The sequence below is a fragment of the Streptomyces sp. NPDC021012 genome, assembly GCF_044333355.1.
Taxonomy (GTDB): domain Bacteria; phylum Actinomycetota; class Actinomycetes; order Streptomycetales; family Streptomycetaceae; genus Streptomyces.
The window spans coordinates 1-19641 of the sequence record NZ_JBIRQU010000016.1 but is presented as its reverse complement, the minus strand read 5'-3'; the positions used below and the strand labels follow the sequence as shown (position 1 = coordinate 19641).

Annotated in this window: 16 protein-coding genes; 12 read left to right on the top strand and 4 right to left on the bottom strand. The window is 70.6% G+C overall.

Features of this window, described 5'->3' with window-relative positions; all coding sequences use genetic code 11:
- Positions 1 to 57: 57 nt before the first annotated feature.
- From eccB to ACH4TP_RS34500, 4 genes are all read left to right on the top strand, one after another.
- Positions 58 to 1617 (top strand): type VII secretion protein EccB, encoded by a 1560-nt coding sequence (eccB, locus tag ACH4TP_RS34515; RefSeq protein WP_398440148.1) that lies wholly within the window; start codon positions 58 to 60, stop codon positions 1615 to 1617.
- 13 nt (positions 1618 to 1630) lie between these two features.
- Positions 1631 to 2881 carry a type VII secretion-associated serine protease mycosin gene (mycP, locus tag ACH4TP_RS34510; RefSeq protein WP_398440147.1) on the top strand — a complete coding sequence of 417 codons (1251 nt, stop codon included), beginning with the start codon at positions 1631 to 1633 and terminating at the stop codon, positions 2879 to 2881.
- A 190-nt stretch (positions 2882 to 3071) separates the two neighbouring features.
- Entirely contained in the window at positions 3072 to 3422 is a 351-nt protein-coding gene (locus tag ACH4TP_RS34505) for a WXG100 family type VII secretion target (protein WP_376594328.1), read from the top strand.
- A 53-nt stretch (positions 3423 to 3475) separates the two neighbouring features.
- Positions 3476 to 3766 (top strand): WXG100 family type VII secretion target, encoded by a 291-nt coding sequence (locus ACH4TP_RS34500; RefSeq protein ID WP_017235850.1) that lies wholly within the window; start codon positions 3476 to 3478, stop codon positions 3764 to 3766.
- A gap of 66 nt (positions 3767 to 3832) precedes the next feature.
- Here the strand turns inward: ACH4TP_RS34500 and ACH4TP_RS34495 are convergent, their stop codons facing one another.
- Together ACH4TP_RS34495 and eccCa are read right to left on the bottom strand one after the other, a co-directional pair.
- Positions 3833 to 4117, bottom strand: coding sequence for a DUF397 domain-containing protein (locus ACH4TP_RS34495; RefSeq protein WP_389232508.1), 285 nt, complete (start codon positions 4115 to 4117; stop codon positions 3833 to 3835).
- 102 nt (positions 4118 to 4219) lie between these two features.
- Positions 4220 to 8173 carry a type VII secretion protein EccCa gene (eccCa, locus tag ACH4TP_RS34490; RefSeq protein WP_389232511.1) on the bottom strand — a complete coding sequence of 1318 codons (3954 nt, stop codon included), beginning with the start codon at positions 8171 to 8173 and terminating at the stop codon, positions 4220 to 4222.
- A 226-nt stretch (positions 8174 to 8399) separates the two neighbouring features.
- On the opposite strand from eccCa, the gene eccD reads away from it, so the two are divergent.
- The 6 genes from eccD to ACH4TP_RS34460 all read left to right on the top strand — a co-directional run bounded on the left by eccD (position 8400) and on the right by ACH4TP_RS34460 (position 15475).
- Positions 8400 to 9872, top strand: a complete 1473-nt coding sequence (eccD, locus tag ACH4TP_RS34485; protein ID WP_398189758.1) for a type VII secretion integral membrane protein EccD — start codon at positions 8400 to 8402, stop codon at positions 9870 to 9872.
- Positions 9873 to 10074: 202 nt separating this feature from the next.
- Positions 10075 to 10365, top strand: a complete 291-nt coding sequence (rpsO, locus tag ACH4TP_RS34480) for a 30S ribosomal protein S15 (RefSeq protein ID WP_015036567.1) — start codon at positions 10075 to 10077, stop codon at positions 10363 to 10365.
- 281 nt (positions 10366 to 10646) lie between these two features.
- Positions 10647 to 12863, top strand: a complete 2217-nt coding sequence (locus ACH4TP_RS34475; protein ID WP_398440146.1) for a polyribonucleotide nucleotidyltransferase — start codon at positions 10647 to 10649, stop codon at positions 12861 to 12863.
- Entirely contained in the window at positions 12860 to 14239 is a 1380-nt protein-coding gene (locus ACH4TP_RS34470; protein ID WP_389232520.1) for a M16 family metallopeptidase, read from the top strand. The genes ACH4TP_RS34475 and ACH4TP_RS34470 overlap by 4 nt, the downstream gene beginning before the upstream one ends.
- 25 nt (positions 14240 to 14264) lie before the next feature.
- Positions 14265 to 15017, top strand: coding sequence for a 4-hydroxy-tetrahydrodipicolinate reductase (gene dapB / locus ACH4TP_RS34465; RefSeq protein WP_389232523.1), 753 nt, complete (start codon positions 14265 to 14267; stop codon positions 15015 to 15017).
- Between the two features lie 5 nt (positions 15018 to 15022).
- A complete protein-coding gene (locus tag ACH4TP_RS34460; RefSeq protein WP_389232526.1) occupies positions 15023 to 15475 on the top strand; it encodes a hypothetical protein in 453 nt (150 codons plus the stop codon).
- On the opposite strand, the gene ACH4TP_RS34455 is transcribed toward ACH4TP_RS34460, so the two are convergent.
- On the bottom strand, positions 15465 to 16025 hold the full coding sequence (locus ACH4TP_RS34455) for a hypothetical protein (RefSeq protein ID WP_389232529.1): 561 nt from the start codon (positions 16023 to 16025) through the stop codon (positions 15465 to 15467). The two genes, ACH4TP_RS34460 and ACH4TP_RS34455, sit on opposite strands and share 11 nt — an antisense overlap.
- Before the next feature lie 54 nt (positions 16026 to 16079).
- Positions 16080 to 16319: a hypothetical protein gene (locus ACH4TP_RS34450; RefSeq protein ID WP_398440145.1), complete on the bottom strand. Its 240-nt coding sequence runs from the start codon at positions 16317 to 16319 to the stop codon at positions 16080 to 16082.
- Between the two features lie 339 nt (positions 16320 to 16658).
- On the opposite strand from ACH4TP_RS34450, the gene dapA reads away from it, so the two are divergent.
- Both dapA and ACH4TP_RS34440 read left to right on the top strand, forming a co-directional pair.
- Entirely contained in the window at positions 16659 to 17558 is a 900-nt protein-coding gene (gene dapA / locus ACH4TP_RS34445) for a 4-hydroxy-tetrahydrodipicolinate synthase (RefSeq protein ID WP_398189781.1), read from the top strand.
- A gap of 100 nt (positions 17559 to 17658) precedes the next feature.
- On the top strand, positions 17659 to 19344 hold the full coding sequence (locus ACH4TP_RS34440; RefSeq protein WP_389232538.1) for a ribonuclease J: 1686 nt from the start codon (positions 17659 to 17661) through the stop codon (positions 19342 to 19344).
- Positions 19345 to 19641 lie beyond the last annotated feature (297 nt).

Sequence of the window (19641 nt, the reverse complement as noted above, 5' to 3'; positions counted from 1 at the left end):
GGGTGTCACCACCCCGGGGCCCCGAGCGGAGATCGCGCCTGACGAGAATGGGGACTCATGGCATCGCGGCGGGACGAGCTCAACGCGTACACCTTTGCGAAGAAGCGCACGGTGGCGGCATTCCTCCAACCCTCGCCCTCCGGTACGGAGGAGGGGGCGCCGAAGCCGCTGAAGGCGGTCGTCCCGAGCCTGATCGTCGCCGCGCTCGTCGTCGCCGGATTCGGCGCCTGGGGCATGTTCAGCCCCATCGCGCCCAAGGGCTGGGACACCCCCGGCACCCGGGTCATCATCGGCAAGCAGTCGACGACCCGCTACGTCGTCCTGGAGACCGGCCAGGGCAAGGACAAGAAGACCCTGCTCCACCCCGTCCTCAACCTCGCCTCCGCCCGGCTGCTGCTCAACCCCGACCAGTTCCAGGTCGTCCAGGTCGACGACAAGACGCTCGACGAGGGCAAGCCGCCGCGCGGCCCCGTCCTCGGCATCCCGTACGCCCCCGACCGGCTGCCCGACCCCAAGGACGCGGGCACGAAGAAGCGCTGGGCGGTCTGCGAGCAGCCCGGCGGCGGCAAGGGCGCCAGCGTCCAGAAGGCGGCCTTCCTCTTCGCCGAGCGCGACGCCAAGCGGACCGACAGCGCCGAAAAGCTCAAGGGCGGGGAGGTCCTGTACGTCAAGGGCCAGAAGGGGAACGCCCAGTTCCTCGTCGACCGCACCGGCACCAAGTACCCGGTGAAGGCCGACGATCCCAGACTCCTCAACGCCCTCGTCGGTCTCAGCAAAGAGGGTCTTCCCAGGGAGCCGCAGCCCGTCACCGACGACTGGCTCGCCACCCTGAAGACCGGGGACGAGATCGACTTCCCGGAGATCGAGGGCAGGGTCGGCACCCCCACCGAGATCCCCGGCAGCAACCTCAGCGGGACCGAGAACCGGATCGGCACGGTCCTCGTCACCGAGACCGCCTCCGGTCCCCAGCACTACGTCGTGCTCCCCGGCAGGATCCAGCCCGTCACCCCCTTCACCGCCCAGCTGATCATCGGCTCCCCGGCCGCCGCCGATCTCGACATGGACGGCCACCCGGTCTCCGCCGACGCCGGCTCCTTCGTCCCGGACGCCACCCCCTTCCACGGCGACGTCGACTGGCCGACGCTGAAGTCCACGGCGATCAACGCCGCCACCGGCGCGGGCGCCCGCGACACCCTCTGCAGCGTCCTCGCCGACGTCGACGAGAAGGGCGGCACCATGCTCACCACCTGGGCCGGCACCGACTACCCCGCCGACATCATGGCCGGCGGCACCAGCACGTACGTCACCCCCGGCACCGGCCTCCTCTACACCCAGATCCAGGGCAGGCAGAAGCCGTCCGGCGGCTCCCTCTTCCTCGTCACCGACACCGGCCTGCGGTACGCCGTCCAGTCCAACGGCGACAGCGGCGCCGCTCGCTCCAAGATCGGTGCCGGCGAACAGAAGCAGCCCGACGGAAAGCCGGAACCCAGCGAAGCCCAGAAGCGTCTCGGGTACGAGAGCGTCACGCCGGTCCTCGTCCCGATCGAATGGTCGGAGTTCCTGTCGAAGGGCCCGAGGCTCGACACCAACAGCGCACGTCAGCCGCAGGGTTCCTAGGGGGGTGGCACCGGTGACGACGTACCGCACGGCCGCCCTGCTCGCCGCGGGCACCCTCACGGCCCTGCTCGCCGCCCCCGCCGCGGCGGCCCAGCCGCGCGCCGACGGCCCGGCCCTCGACGGCAGCGGCGAGTGCACCTTCCCCATGAAGAAGCAGATCGAGGGCGTCCCCTGGCCGCTCCAGCGGGTCCTCCTCGACGAACTGTGGCAGGACACCAAGGGCAAGGGCGTCCGCGTCGCCGTCATCGACACCGGCGTCGACGACGTCAACCCGCAGCTGCGCAAGGTCGTCGACGCCAAGGCGGGCAGGGACTACCTCAAGCCCGACCCGAAGAACCCCTCCTTCGGCGACGAGAAGCGCGGCAAGACCGACGGCACCGTCGACGAGGTCGGCCACGGCACCAAGGTCGCCGGCATCATCGCCGCCCAGCCCCACGACGGGACCGGCTTCGTCGGACTGGCCCCCGAGGCCACGATCATCCCGATCCGGCAGAACGACGAGAAGAACAGCGGCAAGTCCGACACCATGGCGCAGGCGATCGACTACGCCGTGAAGGCGGGCGCCAAGGTCATCAACATCTCGCAGGACACCACCCAGCCGATGAGCCCGGACTCGTCCATGGCCAGGTCGGTGGCCAAGGCGATCGAGAAGGACGTCGTGATCGTCGCCTCCGCGGGCAACGACGGCGCGGACGGCGAGAACAAGCTGACATACCCGGCGGCCTTCCCCGGGGTCCTCGCCGTCGCCTCCTCCGACCGCAACAACGAACGCGCCGTCTTCTCCCAGTCCGGCCCCATGGTGGGCGTCGCCGCGCCCGGCGTCGACATCGTCTCCACCGTCCCCGGCGGCGGCCAGTGCGTCGACAACGGCACCAGCTTCTCCGCCCCGTACGTCGCGGGCGTCGCCACCCTGCTCCGCGCCAAGTACCCGAAGTGGACCGCGGCCCAGATCATCACCCGCATCGAGCAGACCGCCGTCCGCTCGATCAACGGCCGTGACAACCACGTCGGTTGGGGCGTCGTCGACCCGGTGAAGGCGCTCGCCGACCAGCCCGGGACGCCGGCCTCCACACCCGTGGCCGACCCGGGCCCGCCCAAGCCGCCGGCTCCCGAGCCGGCCGCTCTGACGCTGTCGGAGACGCCCCAGGAGCGCTCCGAACGGCTCGCCACCTACGCGTTGGGGATCGGGGGCGTCCTGGTGGCCATGGTCGCCGGAACCGCCACCGTGATCCGCGACAGCAGCCGCAGGAAGGGGGCTCGATGACGCCCGTATCGGCCAAGTATCGGGACCTTCCTTTGCAGTTGGAACTGCCGCCGTCAATGGCTACAGTGACCGCTGGGGGCACGGTAGTGCGAACCCAGCACGGGGGCGGCATCAGAAGATTCCCGTCCGCATCACGACCGGAAGGCCCGACGGCCCGTCCGTCGACGCCACCGAAGGAAGAAGGGGCAAGATGTCGAAAGACCTGAACGTAACCAGTGCCGAACAAGTCAAGCTCGCCGGCCGGATCCAGGACTACTCCGACGAGCTTCAGGCCCGCATCACCTCCCTCAACGGCGTGGTGGACCGTGTCCAGGCCGGCTGGCAGGGCGCCGCGAGCAAGGAGTACGACCGGGTCCAGAACGACCTGAACCAGCGCCTGCGCAACATGCGCGCCGAGCTCTCCCGCCTCGAGGAGATCATGCGCATGAGCGCCGACGGGTTCTCGCAGGAGGAGGAGGACCGTCTGCGGTCCTTCCGTCAGATGGACAACAGCTCCGGTGCCGGTGCCTCCGGCGGCCAGAGCGCCATCCTCGGCATCTGAGCCGTCCGACCCGAGCAGTCCTCCGCGCCACTCTCACCCGAGGAGTCAACACCATGACCACTGCGGTCAATTACGACACCGTGACGCAGGCGGCGGCCGACACCCGCCTCACCTCCAGCACCCTCACGCAGAAGCTCGACGACCTCATGGCCGAGGTCAACCGCGTCGCCTCCAACTGGGAGGGCGAGGCGAAGATCGCCTACCGCGAGAGCCAGGACCGCCTGACCCGCGACATGGCCGGCATGAACCAGGACCTGGCGCGCATCGCCCAGCTCCTCGACGAGTCGGTCGCCGGCTACCAGGACACCGACAAGGGCAACGCGGCCCGCTTCCGCATGATGTGAGTCCTCGCAGGTACGCGTGAGGGGGTGGCCCGTCCCGACGGGCCACCCCCTCACGCATGCCGGGGCCTAGCGCAGGTCGAACTCGCCGTCACGGGCCCCCAGGACGAACGCGTCCCACTCGGCCTTCGTGTAGCGCAGCACCGTGTCCTTGTCGAGGGACGAACGCATCGCCACCGCGCCCTCGGGCAGCCGCGCGATCTCCACGCGCTCCTCGTCCGGGCTCGTCCCCGGGGCGCCCTCCCACACGACGCCGGAGATGTCGAGCGCGTACAGCTCGTTCTTCTGGCGCTCCTTCTCGGCGGCGAGGGCGGCGGCCGCGCTCTCGGTGGTGCTCTCGTGTGCGTCGGTCATCGGCGCTTTCCCTTCGCGGTGGTACGGCGGTCCCTCCCACAGTAGTGGGAGGGACCGCTCCGCTCCGCGCTGTTCGGCGAAGCTCCGTGCCGTTCCGCGAGCTCAGTGCTGTTCGGGCAGCCAGCCCAGCTGCACCAGCGGCGTCCCGCGCTTCCGCGAGACGAACGTGCCCCGGCCCGGAGGCATCGGGCGCGCCCGGACGCCGCCGAGGATGTCGCCCTCCTGCGGGTCGCCGGAGAGGAGCACGCCCTGCGCGCCCAGCTCCCGCATCCGCTGCATGAACGGCTCGTACATCGCCCGGGAGGCGCCCGCCTGGCTGCGGGCCACGATGAACCGGATGCCGACGTCCCGCGCGAACGGCAGGTTCTCCACCAGGACCGCCAGCGGGTTCCCCGAGTTGGTGGCCACCAGCTCGAAGTCGTCGACCAGGACGAACAGCTGGGGGCCCGTCCACCAGCTGCGGTCCCGCAGCTGCTGCGGCGTGATGTCGGGCTTCGGCGCCCGCTTCGTCATCACCGTGTTGACCGCGTCCATGTGCAGCTGCATGGCCGAGGCCATCGGCGCGTACTCCAGGAGGTGCGAGGGCGCCACCGCCTCCAGCATCGTCCGCCGGTAGTCGCCGACCACGATCCGCGCCTGCTCCGGCGAGTACCGCTCGCACAGCTGCTTGGCGATCAGCCGCAGCAGCGCCGTCTTGCCGGACTCGCTCTCGCCGAAGATCAGGAAGAACGGATCCGACTCGAAGTCGACGAACACCGGCTCCAGGTTCGTCTCGTCGATGCCGATCGCGATGCCGTGCTGCGGGTACTCGAAGCCCTTCGGCAGCTGCTCCGCCGGCAGCTTGCGCGGCAGCAGCCGCACCGCCGGGGCCGGGGCCCCCGTCCAGCTCGCCTTCACGGCCCGGACGAACGCCGCCGTGCCGTCCGCCAGGTCGGCCGAGGAGCTCGACCCGTCGATCCGCGGCAGCGCCCCCATGAAGTGCAGCTTCTCCGGCACCTGGCCGCGCCCCGGCACACCGGTCGGCACGTTCGCCGCGACCTTCCGGTCGAACTCGGAGTCCATGACGTCACCGAGGCGCAGTTCGAGCCGGCCCAGCATCTGGTCCTTGAGCGCCGCCCGCACCTCCATGTACCGGGCGGCGGTGATGACCACGTGGATGCCGTAGCCCAGACCGCGCGCCGCGATGTCGGAGACGATCGGCTCCAGCATGTCGTAGTCGTTGCGGAAGCTGCCCCAGCCGTCCACGACCAGGAAGACGTCCCCCCAGGCCTCGCCCGGCAGTTCGCCCGCGGCCCGCTTGCGCCGGTAGGTCGTCATCGAGTCGATGGCGTGCGCGCGGAAGAACTCCTCCCGCCGGTTCAGGACGCCCATGACCTCCGCGACCGTCCGGCGCACCCGCTCCGGGTCGAGCCGGGACGCCACCCCGCCGACGTGCGGCAGGTCGGCCAGCGAGACCATGCCGCCGCCACCGAAGTCCAGGCAGTAGAACTGCACTTCGGCCGGGGTGTGCGTGAGCGCGAACGAGGCGATGAGGGCCCGCATGATCGTCGACTTGCCGGACTGCGGACCGCCGACCACCATCATGTGACCGGCCGCGCCCGAGAAGTCCCGGTACAGCACCTCGCGCCGCTGCTCGAACGGCTTGTCGATGAGGCCGAGCGGCACGGTGAGACCGCCCTGACGCGTGTACTCCGTCGCCGTGAGCCCCCGGTCCGCGGTCTGCGCGAGCCCCGGCAGCAGCTGGTCGAGGGAGGGCGCCTGGTCCAGCGGCGGCAGCCACACCTGGTGCGCCGGCACCCCCTGGCCCTCAAGCCGCCGCACGATCACGTCGAGGACCGTGTCCGCGAGCGCGTCGTCCTCCTCGGCGCGCCGCTCCGTCAGATAGGCCGGGTCCGGCGCCGCGTACACCACCGGCACCGGCGCCGCCGTGAAGATCGCGGGCCGCCGCTCCACCGGCAGCTGCCCGATCTCCAGGCGCGGCCCGCCCGTCCGGTACGTCCCCGAGACGTACGCCGCCTTGAAGCGGGTCATCTCGTCCGTACCGAACTTCAGATAGCCCGAACCGGGCACCGACGGCAGGTGGTACGCGTCCGGCACGCCGATCGCCGTCCGCGACTCCGCCGCCGAGAAGGTCCGCAGGCCGATCCGGTACGAGAGGTACGTGTCCAGGCCGCGCAGCTTGCCCTCCTCCAGGCGCTGCGAGGCGAGCAGAAGGTGCACGCCCAGCGACCGGCCGATGCGGCCGATCTGGATGAACATGTCGATGAAGTCGGGCTTCGCGGTGAGGAGCTCGGAGAACTCGTCGATCACCAGGACCAGCGAGGCCAGCGGCTCCAGCGGGGCACCCGCCGCCCGCGCCTTCTCGTAGTCGTGGATGTTCGCGTAGTTGCCCGCCGAGCGCAGCAGCTCCTGCCGCCGCTGGAGCTCGCCGCGGATCGCGTCGCCCATGCGGTCGACGAGCGTCAGGTCGTCGGCGAGGTTGGTGATGACCGCCGCCACGTGCGGCATCTGCGACATGCCCGCGAAGGTCGCGCCGCCCTTGAAGTCCGCGAGGACGAAGTTCAGCGTCTCCGAGGAGTGCGTCACCGCCAGACCGAGCACCAGCGTGCGCAGCAGCTCCGACTTGCCGGAACCCGTCGCGCCGACGCACAGACCGTGCGGGCCCATGCCCTCCTGCGCCGCCTCCTTCAGGTCCAGCATGACCGGCTGCCCGTCCTCGCCGACACCGATCGGCACGCGCAGGCGCTCGGCCACCGACCGGGGCCGCCAGGTCCGCGCCACGTCCACCGAGGCCGCGTCGCCCAGGTTCAGCAGATCCGTGAAGTCCAGGTTGGCGAGCAGCGGCTCGTCGTCGTCCCCGCCGCCCATCCGCAGCGGCGCCAGCTGCCGGGCCAGCGCCTCGGCCGCCGGCAGCGAGATGCCGTCCGGCAGCCCCTCGTACGCGAAGCCGCCGCCCGACTCCAGGCGCAGCCGGCCCGGCCGCACCACCACCGAGAGGCCACCGCGCGGCTCGTCGAGCTCGCCGGAGACGACCTCCACGATCGTCACGCCCTGAAGGCCCTCCGCGGCCGCGAGCAGCGAGTCCGGCGGCACCATCCCGCCGTCCAGGACCACCACCACGTGCGGCTGGTCGAGCACCGGCTGGTTCTCCCGGGAGAACCGCGGCCGCCCGTCCAGCTTCGAGCGGACCAGCTGCTCCAGCTCGCCGAGGTCGTCGCCGAACAGCCGCTTCGTACCGGCGCCGTCGACCTGCCCCGGCACCTGGGTGTGCGGCAGCCACTTCGTCCAGTCCCAGCGCTCCTGCGCCGGCCGCGCCGCCACCACGGCGAGCATCAGGTCGTCGGGGGAGTGCAGCGTCACCAGCTGCGCCACGAGCGCGCGCGCCGCCGCCTGCGCCGACTCCGGCTCGCCCGACACCGTCACGTGGTAGAACGCCCGCATCGAGACCGCCATCGGCAGCCCGTCCAAGGTGCCGTGCACCGCCAGGAACTGCTGCATCGCCCCCGCGCACAGCGGCTCCAGCTCGTCCACCGGAGCCGTGTCCGGCGCCACGAGCGGCGTCGCCAACTGCTGCGCCCCGAGGCCGATCCGCGCCTGCCCGAAGTCGTGGTCGCCGACCCGCCGCTCCCACACCCGGGAACCCTCGGCCACCACCGACCACAACTGCTCGGGGGCGGGGTGCAGATACAACTGCGCGTCCCGCTGCTTGCGCGCCGTGCGCCGGACCGCACGCCGGGTCTGCGCGAGGTATTTGAGGTAGTCGCGGCGGACATCGGACATTTGCCCCTGCGTACCGCGACGGAATCTCACGAACTGGGCGACCGCCATCGCGACCGTCGACGCCAGCATCAGCGTGCCCATGATCCGCATGATCGGCGAGGGCGTCATGAAGAAGAAGACGACCGACGAACCCATGCCGAGCATCGGCAGGAGCTGCATCAACGCCGACTCCTGCTGCCCCCGCGGAAGTTCCGGCGGGGGCTCCAGGACCAGTTCCTCACCGGGTACTTCCGGAGGAAGGGACCTCGGCGGGCGTTTGACGACGATCTGGCTCACCGGCGCATCAATCCCTCGTTGGAGGTGGGCTCGTGGCGGGAGCATCCGTACGCCACCCCTGTCGGCAGCCGAGCGCGCGGACTTCCCCCATGGGACGGCGATCCTACTTGCAGCCCCCACCGGCCGTCCCCGGTAGGGTGGCGCGCGCATCGTGCGCAACCGCGAATCAGAACGCGCGTCACCGCGAATCCGACGGGCGCAACCGCGAATCAGGGGGTCCACACACGTGAGTACGACCGCAGCGACCGGCTTCTGCCGCGTCACCGTCGTGGCGCCGGACAGCCGCATCGACGTCGCGCTCCCCGAGGACATCGCCGTCGCCGACGTCTACCCCGAGATCCTGCGCCTCACCGGGCAGACCCAGGCCGCGGGCACCCCGACCGGCTACCACCTGGTCCGCCGCGACGGATCCGTCCTCGACGGCGCCCGCACCCTCGCCGCCCAGCAGGTCCTCGACGGCGAGGTGCTCTCCCTGCGCCCCTTCGCCCAGTCCCTCCCGCCGGCCGTCTACGACGACGTGTCCGACGCCGTCGCCTCCGCCGTCACCCGCGACCGGCACCTGTGGAGCGACGAACTGCTGCGCGGCGCCGGACTCCTCGGCGGCGTGCTGCTCCTCGTCCTCATGGGCTTCGTCCTCTGGTTCGCCGACCCGGTCCGCCACGACATGCACGGCCTCCCCGGGATCATCGCGGGCGCCGCCGGCTTCCTCCTCACCGCCTTCGCCGGCGTCCGCGCCCGCGTCTACGCGGACCGGGCCACCGCCGTCGCCCTCGGCCTCGGCGCCCTGCCCCTGCTCCTCATCGCCGGCTCCGGCATCATCGCCCCCGACGCCGGCCAGGGCCCCGGCCGCCTGCAGTTCCTGCTCGGCTGCGTCACCGTCCTCGTCGCCTCCGTGGCCCTCGTCGCGCTCACCCCCAGCGGCGACGCCCCCTTCGTGGCCGCCACCTTCCTCGCCGGCGTCGGCACCCTCGCCACCTTCCTGGCGGTCCTCACCGAGATCTCCGCCTCCGAGACCGCGGCCGCCTGCGCCCCCCTCGCCATCGGCCTCATCGCCTTCCTGCCCGGCCTCTCCGCCCGCTTCGCCCGGCTCCCCATCGGCTACGCCGCCCCGCGCAGCGCCGCCGAAGACGAGTTCTCCGCCGACCCGCAGCAGGGCGAGGAGGCGCAGCCCGTCGACGCGGAGCGCATCGCGCTCCAGGCCCGCCGCGGCCACGAGATGCTCCTCGGCCTGGTCGGCGGCTGCGCGGCCGTCCTCGTCGGCTCCGCCGCCGTCCTCGGCTTCGCCGGAAACGTCTGGGGCCAGCTCCTCGCCCTCGCCGGCGGCCTCGCGATGCTGCTGCGCGCCCGCCTCTTCCGGTACACCTCGCAGGTCGTCTGCGTCCTCGTCGCCGGCCTCGCCGCCATCGCGCTGCTCGTCCTCGGCCTCTCCCTCAACCCGCCGGCCGACCTGGTCAGGGACCTCCTCCTGTACGGGGACCGGGGCGGCCTCGACATCCGTACGATCTGGCTCACCGCCGCCGTCGCCGCCGGCGCCGCGCTGACCACCGCGATCGGCCTGATCATCCCGAGGAAGGGCCTCTCCCCGTTCTGGGGCCGGCTCCTCGACCTGGCCGAGGGCTTCGTCCTGCTCTCCCTCGTCCCGCTCGCCCTCGCGGTCCTCGACGTCTTCACCCGGGTCCGCTCCCTCACCAGCAAATGAGGGACCGGGCGACAGGCCCCTCCGCCGCCCTGGTACGCTGTGTGACGGCCGTTTGTGTACGCGCTCCCGGAATGCCCCGAGATCACTCGGGCGCCTCTGGAAGCTGCGCCCATCGGACCTTCGCCCGTCGAGTCACGGAAGCTTCCCCTGAGACCTAGACCAGGGGCACTCGCGGGCGCACGAACACCTAGAGGAGATCCGCGTGGCTCTCGACGCCGCTGTCAAGAAGCAGATCATGGCCGAGTTCGGCACCAAGGAGGGCGACACCGGCTCCCCCGAGGTCCAGGTCGCCATGCTGTCCCGTCGCATCTCGGACCTGACCGAGCACCTCAAGCAGCACAAGCACGACCACCACTCCCGTCGTGGTCTGCTGATCCTGGTCGGCCAGCGCCGCCGCCTGCTGCAGTACCTGGCCAAGAAGGACATCCAGCGCTTCCGTACGCTGGTCGACCGCCTCGGCATCCGCCGCGGTGCGGCCGGCGGCGCCAAGTAAGCAGCCGTGGAGGGAGCGGTTCCCACTTTCAGGGGGCCGCTCCCTTTGCTGTACGTGCACAAAGTGCGCATCGACATTTAGTCTGGTCGCACAACCCCATACGACGAGCGTGAAGCCGCCGGCCAGCCGCCGGTCCTCGGTAGTGGCCCCCGGAACCGAATGCCCGGGTGCTTCGATCGAAGACCGGCCCGCATCCTGGGCGAGCTCTCCGCCCCGTCGCACACCGTCCCCGGCCACACGGGCCGAAGGACGCAAAGACGAACACGTAGGAGAAACCCATAGTGGAGAACGAGACCCACTACGCCGAGGCCGTCATCGACAACGGCGCCTTCGGTACCCGCACCATCCGCTTCGAGACCGGCCGTCTGGCCAAGCAGGCCGCCGGCTCCGCCGTCGCCTACCTGGACGACGACACGATGGTCCTCTCCGCGACCACCGCCTCGAAGCGCCCCAAGGACCAGCTCGACTTCTTCCCCCTGACGGTGGACGTCGAGGAGCGGATGTACGCGGCCGGCAAGATCCCCGGCTCCTTCTTCCGCCGTGAGGGCCGCCCCTCCGAGGACGCCGTCCTCACCTGCCGCCTGATCGACCGGCCGCTGCGCCCCTCCTTCAAGAAGGGCCTGCGCAACGAGATCCAGATCGTCGAGACGATCATGGCGCTCAACCCCGACCACCTGTACGACGTGGTCGCGATCAACGCCGCCTCCTGCTCCACGCAGCTGGCCGGCCTGCCCTTCTCCGGCCCGATCGGCGGCACCCGTGTCGCGCTGATCAAGGGCCAGTGGGTCGCGTTCCCGACGCACACCGAGCTCGAGGACGCCGTCTTCGACATGGTCGTCGCCGGTCGCGTCCTGGAGGACGGCGACGTCGCGATCATGATGGTCGAGGCCGAGGCCACCGAGAAGACCATCGAGCTCGTGAAGGGCGGCGCCGAGGCGCCGACCGAGGAGGTCGTGGCCGCCGGTCTCGAGGCCGCGAAGCCGTTCATCAAGGTCCTCTGCAAGGCCCAGTCGGACCTCGCCGCCAAGGCCGCCAAGCCCACCGGCGAGTTCCCGGTCTTCCTCGACTACCAGGACGACGTCCTGGAGGCGCTCTCCGCCGCCGTCAAGGGCGAGCTCGCCCAGGCGCTCACCATCGCCGGCAAGCAGGAGCGCGAGGCCGAGCTCGACCGCATCAAGGAGCTCGCCGCCGAGAAGCTCCTCCCGGCCTTCGAGGGCCGCGAGAAGGAGATCTCGGGTGCCTACCGCGCGCTGACCAAGAAGCTGGTCCGCGAGCGCATCATCAAGGACAAGGTCCGCATCGACGGCCGCGGCATCACGGACATCCGTACGCTCGCCGCCGAGGTCGAGGCCATCCCGCGCGTGCACGGCTCCGCCCTGTTCGAGCGTGGCGAGACCCAGATCCTGGGCGTCACCACCCTCAACATGCTCCGCATGGAGCAGCAGCTGGACACCCTCTCCCCGGTGACCCGCAAGCGCTACATGCACAACTACAACTTCCCGCCGTACTCCGTCGGCGAGACCGGCCGCGTGGGCTCCCCCAAGCGCCGCGAGATCGGCCACGGCGCCCTCGCCGAGCGCGCCCTCGTGCCGGTCCTCCCGACCCGCGAGGAGTTCCCCTACGCGATCCGCCAGGTGTCCGAGGCCCTCGGCTCCAACGGTTCGACGTCCATGGGCTCGGTCTGCGCCTCCACCATGTCCCTGCTGAACGCCGGTGTGCCGCTCAAGGCCCCCGTCGCCGGCATCGCCATGGGCCTGATCTCCGAGGAGATCGACGGCCAGACGCACTACGTCGCCCTCACCGACATCCTCGGTGCGGAGGACGCCTTCGGCGACATGGACTTCAAGGTCGCCGGTACGAAGGAGTTCGTCACCGCCCTCCAGCTCGACACCAAGCTGGACGGCATCCCGGCCTCCGTCCTGGCCGCGGCCCTCAAGCAGGCCCGCGACGCCCGCCTCCACATCCTCGACGTGATGATGGAAGCGATCGACAAGCCGGACGAGATGTCCCCGAACGCCCCGCGGATCATCACCGTCAAGATCCCCGTGGACAAGATCGGTGAGGTCATCGGCCCCAAGGGCAAGATGATCAACCAGATCCAGGAGGACACCGGCGCCGAGATCACGATCGAGGACGACGGCACCATCTACATCGGTGCCGCCGACGGCCCGGCCGCCGAGGCCGCCCGCGCCACGATCAACGGCATCGCCAACCCGACCATGCCGGAGGTCGGCGAGCGCTACCTGGGCACGGTCGTCAAGACCACCACCTTCGGTGCCTTCGTCTCCCTGCTCCCGGGCAAGGACGGCCTGCTGCACATCTCGCAGATCCGCAAGCTCGCCGGTGGCAAGCGCGTGGAGAACGTCGAGGACGTGCTCGCGATCGGCTCCAAGGTCCAGGTCGAGATCGCCGAGATCGACCAGCGCGGCAAGCTCTCCCTGATCCCCGTGATCGCGGACGAGGACGCCGAGGGTGACAAGGACGACGCTGCCAAGTGACGTCCCGTAGTTCCCGCGCGACGGCCCGCCCCTCTTCGGAGGGGCGGGCCGTCGCCCGTACCCAAACGCTTCTCCCCGGCAAGGACGGCATCGGCACGGTCCGCCGCACGACCCTCCCCGGGGGCCTGCGGATCGTCACCGAGACCCTCCCCTCCGTGCGCTCCGCCACCTTCGGCATCTGGGCGCACGTCGGCTCCCGCGACGAGACCCCGACGCTCAACGGCGCGACCCACTACCTGGAGCACCTCCTCTTCAAGGGCACCCGCAAGCGGTCCGCCCTCGACATCTCCGCCGCGATCGACGCGGTCGGCGGCGAGATGAACGCCTTCACGGCGAAGGAGTACACCTGCTACTACGCCCGGGTCCTCGACACCGACCTGCCGCTGGCGATCGACGTCGTCTGCGACATGCTCACCGACTCGCTCATCCTCGAAGAGGACGTGGACGCCGAGCGCGGCGTCATCCTCGAAGAGATCGCGATGACCGAGGACGACCCCGGCGACGTCGTGCACGAGCTCTTCGCGCAGACGATGTTCGGCGACACCCCGCTGGGCCGCCCGGTCCTCGGCACCGTCGACACCATCAACGCGCTCAGCCGCGGCCAGATCGCCCGCTTCTACAAGAAGCACTACGACCCGACCCACCTGGTCGTCGCCGCCGCCGGCAACGTCGACCACGCCACGGTGGTGCGCCAGGTCCGCCGCGCCTTCGAGAAGGCCGGCGCCCTGACCCGTACGGACGCCGTCCCCGTCGCCCCCCGCGAGGGCGCCCGGACCATCCGCACGGCGGGCCGCGTCGAGCTCCTGAACCGCAAGACCGAGCAGGCCCACGTGGTCCTCGGCATGCCGGGCCTGGCCCGCACCGACGAGCGCCGCTGGGCCCTCGGCGTGCTGAACACCGCCCTCGGCGGCGGCATGTCCTCCCGCCTCTTCCAGGAGGTCCGCGAGAAGCGCGGCCTGGCCTACAGCGTGTACTCGTACACCTCGGGCTTCGCCGACTGCGGCCTCTTCGGGGTGTACGCGGGCTGCCGCCCCAGCCAGGTCCACGACGTCCTGAAGATCTGCCGCGACGAGCTCGACAAGGTCGCCTCCGACGGCCTCACGGACGAGGAGATCAACCGCGCCGTCGGCCAGCTCTCCGGCTCGACCGTGCTCGGCCTGGAGGACACCGGCGCGCTGATGAACCGCATCGGCAAGAGCGAGCTGTGCTGGGGCACCCAGATGTCGGTCGACGACATGCTGGCCCGGATCGCGGCGGTCACCCCGGACGAGGTCCGCGAGGTCGCCCGCGATGTACTGGAGCAGCGGCCCTCGCTGTCGGTGATCGGCCCGCTGAAGGACAAGCAGGCGGACCGCCTCCACCAAGCGGTCTCCTGACCCACGAGTCCCGTAAGGAAGAGCTATGAGCAAGCTGCGTGTGGCGGTCCTCGGAGCCAAGGGCCGCATCGGCTCCGAGGCCGTGAAGGCCGTCGAGGCCGCCGAGGACATGGAACTGGTCGCGGCCCTGGGCCGCGGCGACTCCCTGGAGACCCTCACCGAGGCGGGCGCCCAGGTCGTCGTCGAGCTGACCACCCCGGACTCCGTGATGGAGAACCTCGAATTCTGCGTGCGCCACGGCATCCACGCGGTGGTCGGCACCACCGGCTGGACCGAGGACCGGCTCGCGCAGCTGAACGCCTGGCTCGCCGCCTCCCCGGAGACCGGCGTCCTCATCGCGCCGAACTTCTCCATCGGCGCGGTCCTCACCATGAAGTTCGCGCAGATCGCCGCCCCGTACTTCGAGTCGGTCGAGGTCGTCGAGCTGCACCACCCGCACAAGGTCGACGCGCCCTCCGGTACGGCGACCAGGACCGCCCAGCTCATCGCCGAGGCCCGGTCGAAGGCAGGCTGCGCCCCGCAGCCCGACGCCACGGCCACCGCCCTCGACGGGGCGCGCGGTGCGGACGTCGACGGCGTCCGCGTCCACTCGGTACGCCTGGCGGGCCTCCTCGCCCACCAGGAGGTCCTGCTCGGCGGCGAGGGCGAGACCCTCACCGTCCGCCACGACTCGCTGCACCACTCCAGCTTCATGCCGGGCGTCCTCCTGGGCGCCCGCCGCGTGACCACCGCTCCGGGCCTCACCTTCGGCCTGGAGCACTTCCTGGACCTGGGCTGACGGTCATGGGCGGAAAGATCACGTACGTCTTCCTGGCCACCGTCCTCGTCCTCGTCTTCGGCGTGGTGGCGATGGAGGGCGTCCTGCTGCTCCTCACGGGCGAGCCGGCCGCCATGGGCATGGGAGCCGTCGCGTTCCTGCTGCCCGTCGTCGGCGGCTGGTTCCTCTGGAAGAACACCGGCTTCGCGCGCCGGGCCAACCGCCTGGCCGCCGAGCTGGAGGCCGAGGGCGGCCTGCCGGTCGACGAGCTGAAGCGCACGCAGGGCGGCCGGATCGACCGGGACTCGGCCGACGAGGTCTTCGCCCTGCGCAAGGCCGAGGCGGAGGACTCACCCGAGGACTGGCGCTGCTGGTTCCGGCTCGCGGTGGCCTACCACGACGCCCGGGACACCCCCAGGGCCCGCAAGGCGATGCAGCGGGCCATCGCGCTCCACGAGGGGCGTCCGGTCAGCGCGTGACGGCCGGGGCCGCGCCGTACTCGGCGTTCCAGGCCTCGACCGTGTCGGCCGCCCGGTCGAAGGCCTCGATCCGGGAGAGGAAGTCGGCATTGTGGGTGGTGAGCAGCAGCAGCTGCTCACCACCCTGCCGGTCGAGCACCAGGGCCTGGCCCTGGACCGTGCGGGGGAGACCCAGCCAGCGCACCGGCTGCTGGGCGGTCCGTACGGACGTCACCTTGGTCCAGGGGACGGTGACGGTCGAGAAGAAGCCCACGCGTCGCACCCCGGCGCGGCTGACCCAGGCGCCGACGCGCAGCATCCGCAGCGCGGCCGCGATGACGAGCACGGCGACGCCGAGCGTGACGCCCGCGCCGCCGAAGGCTCCGGCCGCCGCGATGATCACGGCGGCGAGCAGGACGAACGAGGCGAGCAGCAGCGCGAGCGCCGCCGCCCCCACCCGCCACGACCCCGGCCGGTACGGACGACGCCACTCATCGTGGTCGTCGAACGGCAGGGCGACATGGTCGGTCGTGTCAAAAGCACGGTCGGCCGTCAGGAAGGGCAGGGGCACGACAGGTCCTCACTCACAAGCACGCTCGAAGGGGCGGTGCCCGGTGAGGCTACCTCAGCGGTTGTCGGAGGCCTCGGACTGCTGGTGACGAGTGGCCGAGTCCCCCGACTGGAGCGAGGGCATCCCGAAGATGAGGGACCCGGCGAGGCCGGCCACGACGGTCAGCCCGAGCAGGGTGCGGCCCACGATCTGCGAGGCGCTGAGGCGCTCCCGGGGCGGTGGAGTGACGTTACTGCGGAAGTGGTCGGCCTCCGCGACGAACGCGAACGGTACGGCCTCTCTCCGGCGGAACATCAGGGCCACTCTCCTTCTCCTCGTCGTACTGCGTCACAGGTACAGACGACGGAACCGACGTTTTGGTGCCCTTTTTCATCAAAGCGGCCGAATCTCATCCTCCGGTAGGACGTCCTCGTGACGGGCGGGCACCAGAGCTGGACGACTCTCCAGCCCTGTGGGGCACACATGTCCGAACACACGAGAGGAAGTGTCCGTATTGCGACGTTTCGCGAAGTTCATCTAGGCTGATCAAACGGACCCGGCGCTGCCTGAACCCCCGAGCAGGCAGCGCCGGGCTCCCTTTCTCCTGTCCCCCTAGGGGACACCCGGCGCTGAGCAGCGAGTAGCGTGTTACCCATGGCTCCGATCTCCACTCCGCAGACCCCCTTCGGGCGGGTCCTCACCGCCATGGTCACGCCCTTCACGGCGGACGGCGCACTCGACCTCGACGGTGCCCAGCGACTCGCCACCCACCTGGTGGACGCAGGCAACGACGGCCTCGTCATCAACGGCACCACCGGCGAGTCCCCGACCACCAGCGACGCGGAGAAATCGCAGCTCGTACGAGCGGTACTGGAGGCGGTCGGCGACCGCGCCCACGTCGTCGCCGGCATCGGCACCAACGACACCCACCACTCCCTCGAACTCGCCCGCGCCGCCGAGCGCGACGGTGCCCACGGCCTCCTCGCCGTCACGCCGTACTACAACAAGCCCCCGCAGGAGGGCCTGTACCGGCACTTCTCGGCCATCGCCGACGCCACCGGCCTCCCCGTGATGCTCTACGACATCCCCGGCCGCAGCGGCGTCCCGATCGACACCGAGACGATCGTCCGCCTCGCCGAGCACCCCCGCATCGTCGCCAACAAGGACGCCAAGGGCGACCTCGGCCGCGCCAGCTGGGCCATCGCCCGCTCCGGCCTCGCCTGGTACTCCGGCGACGACATGCTCAACCTCCCGCTGCTCTCCGTCGGCGCCTGCGGCTTCGTCTCCGTCGTCGGCCACCTCGTCACCCCGGAACTCCGCGCCCTCCTCGACGCCCACCTCGGCGGCGAGGTCCAGAAGGCCACCGAGATCCACCAGAAGCTGCTCCCGGTCTACACCGGCATGTTCCGCACCCAGGGCGTCATGACCACCAAGGCCGCCCTCGCCCTCCAGGGCCTCCCGGCCGGCCCGCTGCGCCTGCCGCTCGTCGAGCTCTCCCCCGAGGAGACGGCCCAGCTCAAGGTCGACCTGGCCGCCGGCGGGGTAGAACTCTGACAACAGACTTCACAACTGAACACTGACAACAGCAAGTGCACGATTGTCATGCGCGCCACGTGTCCGATCGGTACGTGGCGCGCATGGTGAGGAGAGTCTTTTGAGTCATCCGCATCCTGAACTCGGCGCCCCGCCGAAGCTGCCCAAGGGCGGCCTGCGAGTCATCCCGCTCGGCGGTCTCGGCGAGATCGGCCGCAACATGACGGTCTTCGAGTTCGACGGCCGTCTGCTGATCGTCGACTGCGGCGTCCTCTTCCCCGAGGAGGAGCAGCCGGGCGTCGACCTGATCCTGCCGGACTTCACCATCATCCGGGACCGCCTCGACGACATCGAGGGCGTCGTGCTCACGCACGGCCACGAGGACCACATCGGTGCCGTCCCCTACCTGCTCCGGATGAAGCCGGACATCCCGCTCATCGGCTCCAAGCTGACCCTCGCCCTGATCGAGGCGAAGCTCCAGGAGCACCGCATCCGCCCCTACACCCTCGAGGTGAAGGAAGGCGACCGCGAGCAGCTGGGCCCCTTCGACTGCGAGTTCGTCGCGGTCAACCACTCCATCCCGGACGCCCTGGCCGTCGCCATCCGCACCCCCGCGGGCATGGCCGTCGCCACCGGCGACTTCAAGATGGACCAGCTCCCGATGGACGGCCGCCTGACCGACCTCCACGCCTTCGCGCGGCTCAGCGAGGAGGGCATCGACCTCCTGCTGTCCGACTCGACGAACGCCGAGGTCCCGGGCTTCGTCCCGCCGGAGCGGGACATCTCGAACGTCCTGCGCAACGTCTTCGCGAACGCCCCGAAGCGCATCATCGTGGCCAGCTTCGCCAGCCACGTGCACCGCATCCAGCAGATCATCGACGCCGCCCACGAGTACGGCCGCCGGGTCGCCTTCGTCGGCCGCTCGATGGTCCGCAACATGGGCATCGCCCGCGACCTGGGCTACCTCCGGGTCCCGGCCGGCCTCGTCGTGGACGTGAAGACCCTCGACGACCTGCCGGACGACGAGGTCGTGCTGGTCTGTACGGGCTCCCAGGGCGAGCCCATGGCTGCCCTGTCCCGCATGGCCAACCGCGACCACCAGATCCGCATCGTCCCCGGCGACACGGTGATCCTCGCGTCCTCCCTCATCCCGGGCAACGAGAACGCGGTCTACCGCGTGATCAACGGCCTGACCCGCTGGGGCGCGAACGTGGTCCACAAGGGCAACGCCAAGGTCCACGTCTCGGGCCACGCCTCGGCCGGCGAGCTGCTGTACTTCTACAACATCTGCCGACCGAAGAACCTCATGCCGGTCCACGGCGAATGGCGCCACCTGCGCGCCAACGCCGAGCTCGGCGCGATGACGGGCATCCCCAAGGACCACATCGTCATCGCCGAGGACGGCGTCGTCGTCGACCTGGTCGACGGCCGCGCCCGCATCACCGGCAAGGTCCAGGCGGGCTACGTGTACGTGGACGGCCTCTCGGTCGGCGACGTCACGGAGACCTCCCTCAAGGACCGCCGCATCCTCGGCGAGGAGGGCATCATCTCGGTCTTCGTCGTCGTGGACTCCTCGACCGGCAAGATCACCGCCGGCCCGTACATCCACGCCCGCGGCTCCGGCATCGAGGACTCCGCCTTCGACGCAGTGCTCCCGAAGATCGACCAGGCCCTCAACAAGTCGGCCCAGGACGGCGTCGTCGAACCCCACCAGCTCCAGCAGCTGATCCGCCGCTCCGTCGGCAAGTGGGTCTCCGACACCTACCGCCGCCGCCCGATGATCCTCCCGGTCGTCGTCGAGGTCTGAGACGCCTGACCAGCGCGTCACCGGAGCGGGGCCCCTCGATTTGCATCGGGGCGCCCCGCTCCAGTACGTTTACGGCTCCGCCAGATCGGGAATCCCCCGGCGCCACTGTGCGCCAGGAGGACGAACCGGGAGGCGGGAAATCCGACTCAGAACTTCTGATAAAGTCGGAACACGCCGGAAGGCCCCGAAGAAACAAAAACTCGGGACCGGAAAGCACCGAGGAAATCGGATCGGAAAGATCTGATAGAGTCGGAAACGAAGGAAGCGCCCGGAGGGCCCGGAAACGGGAACGAAGGA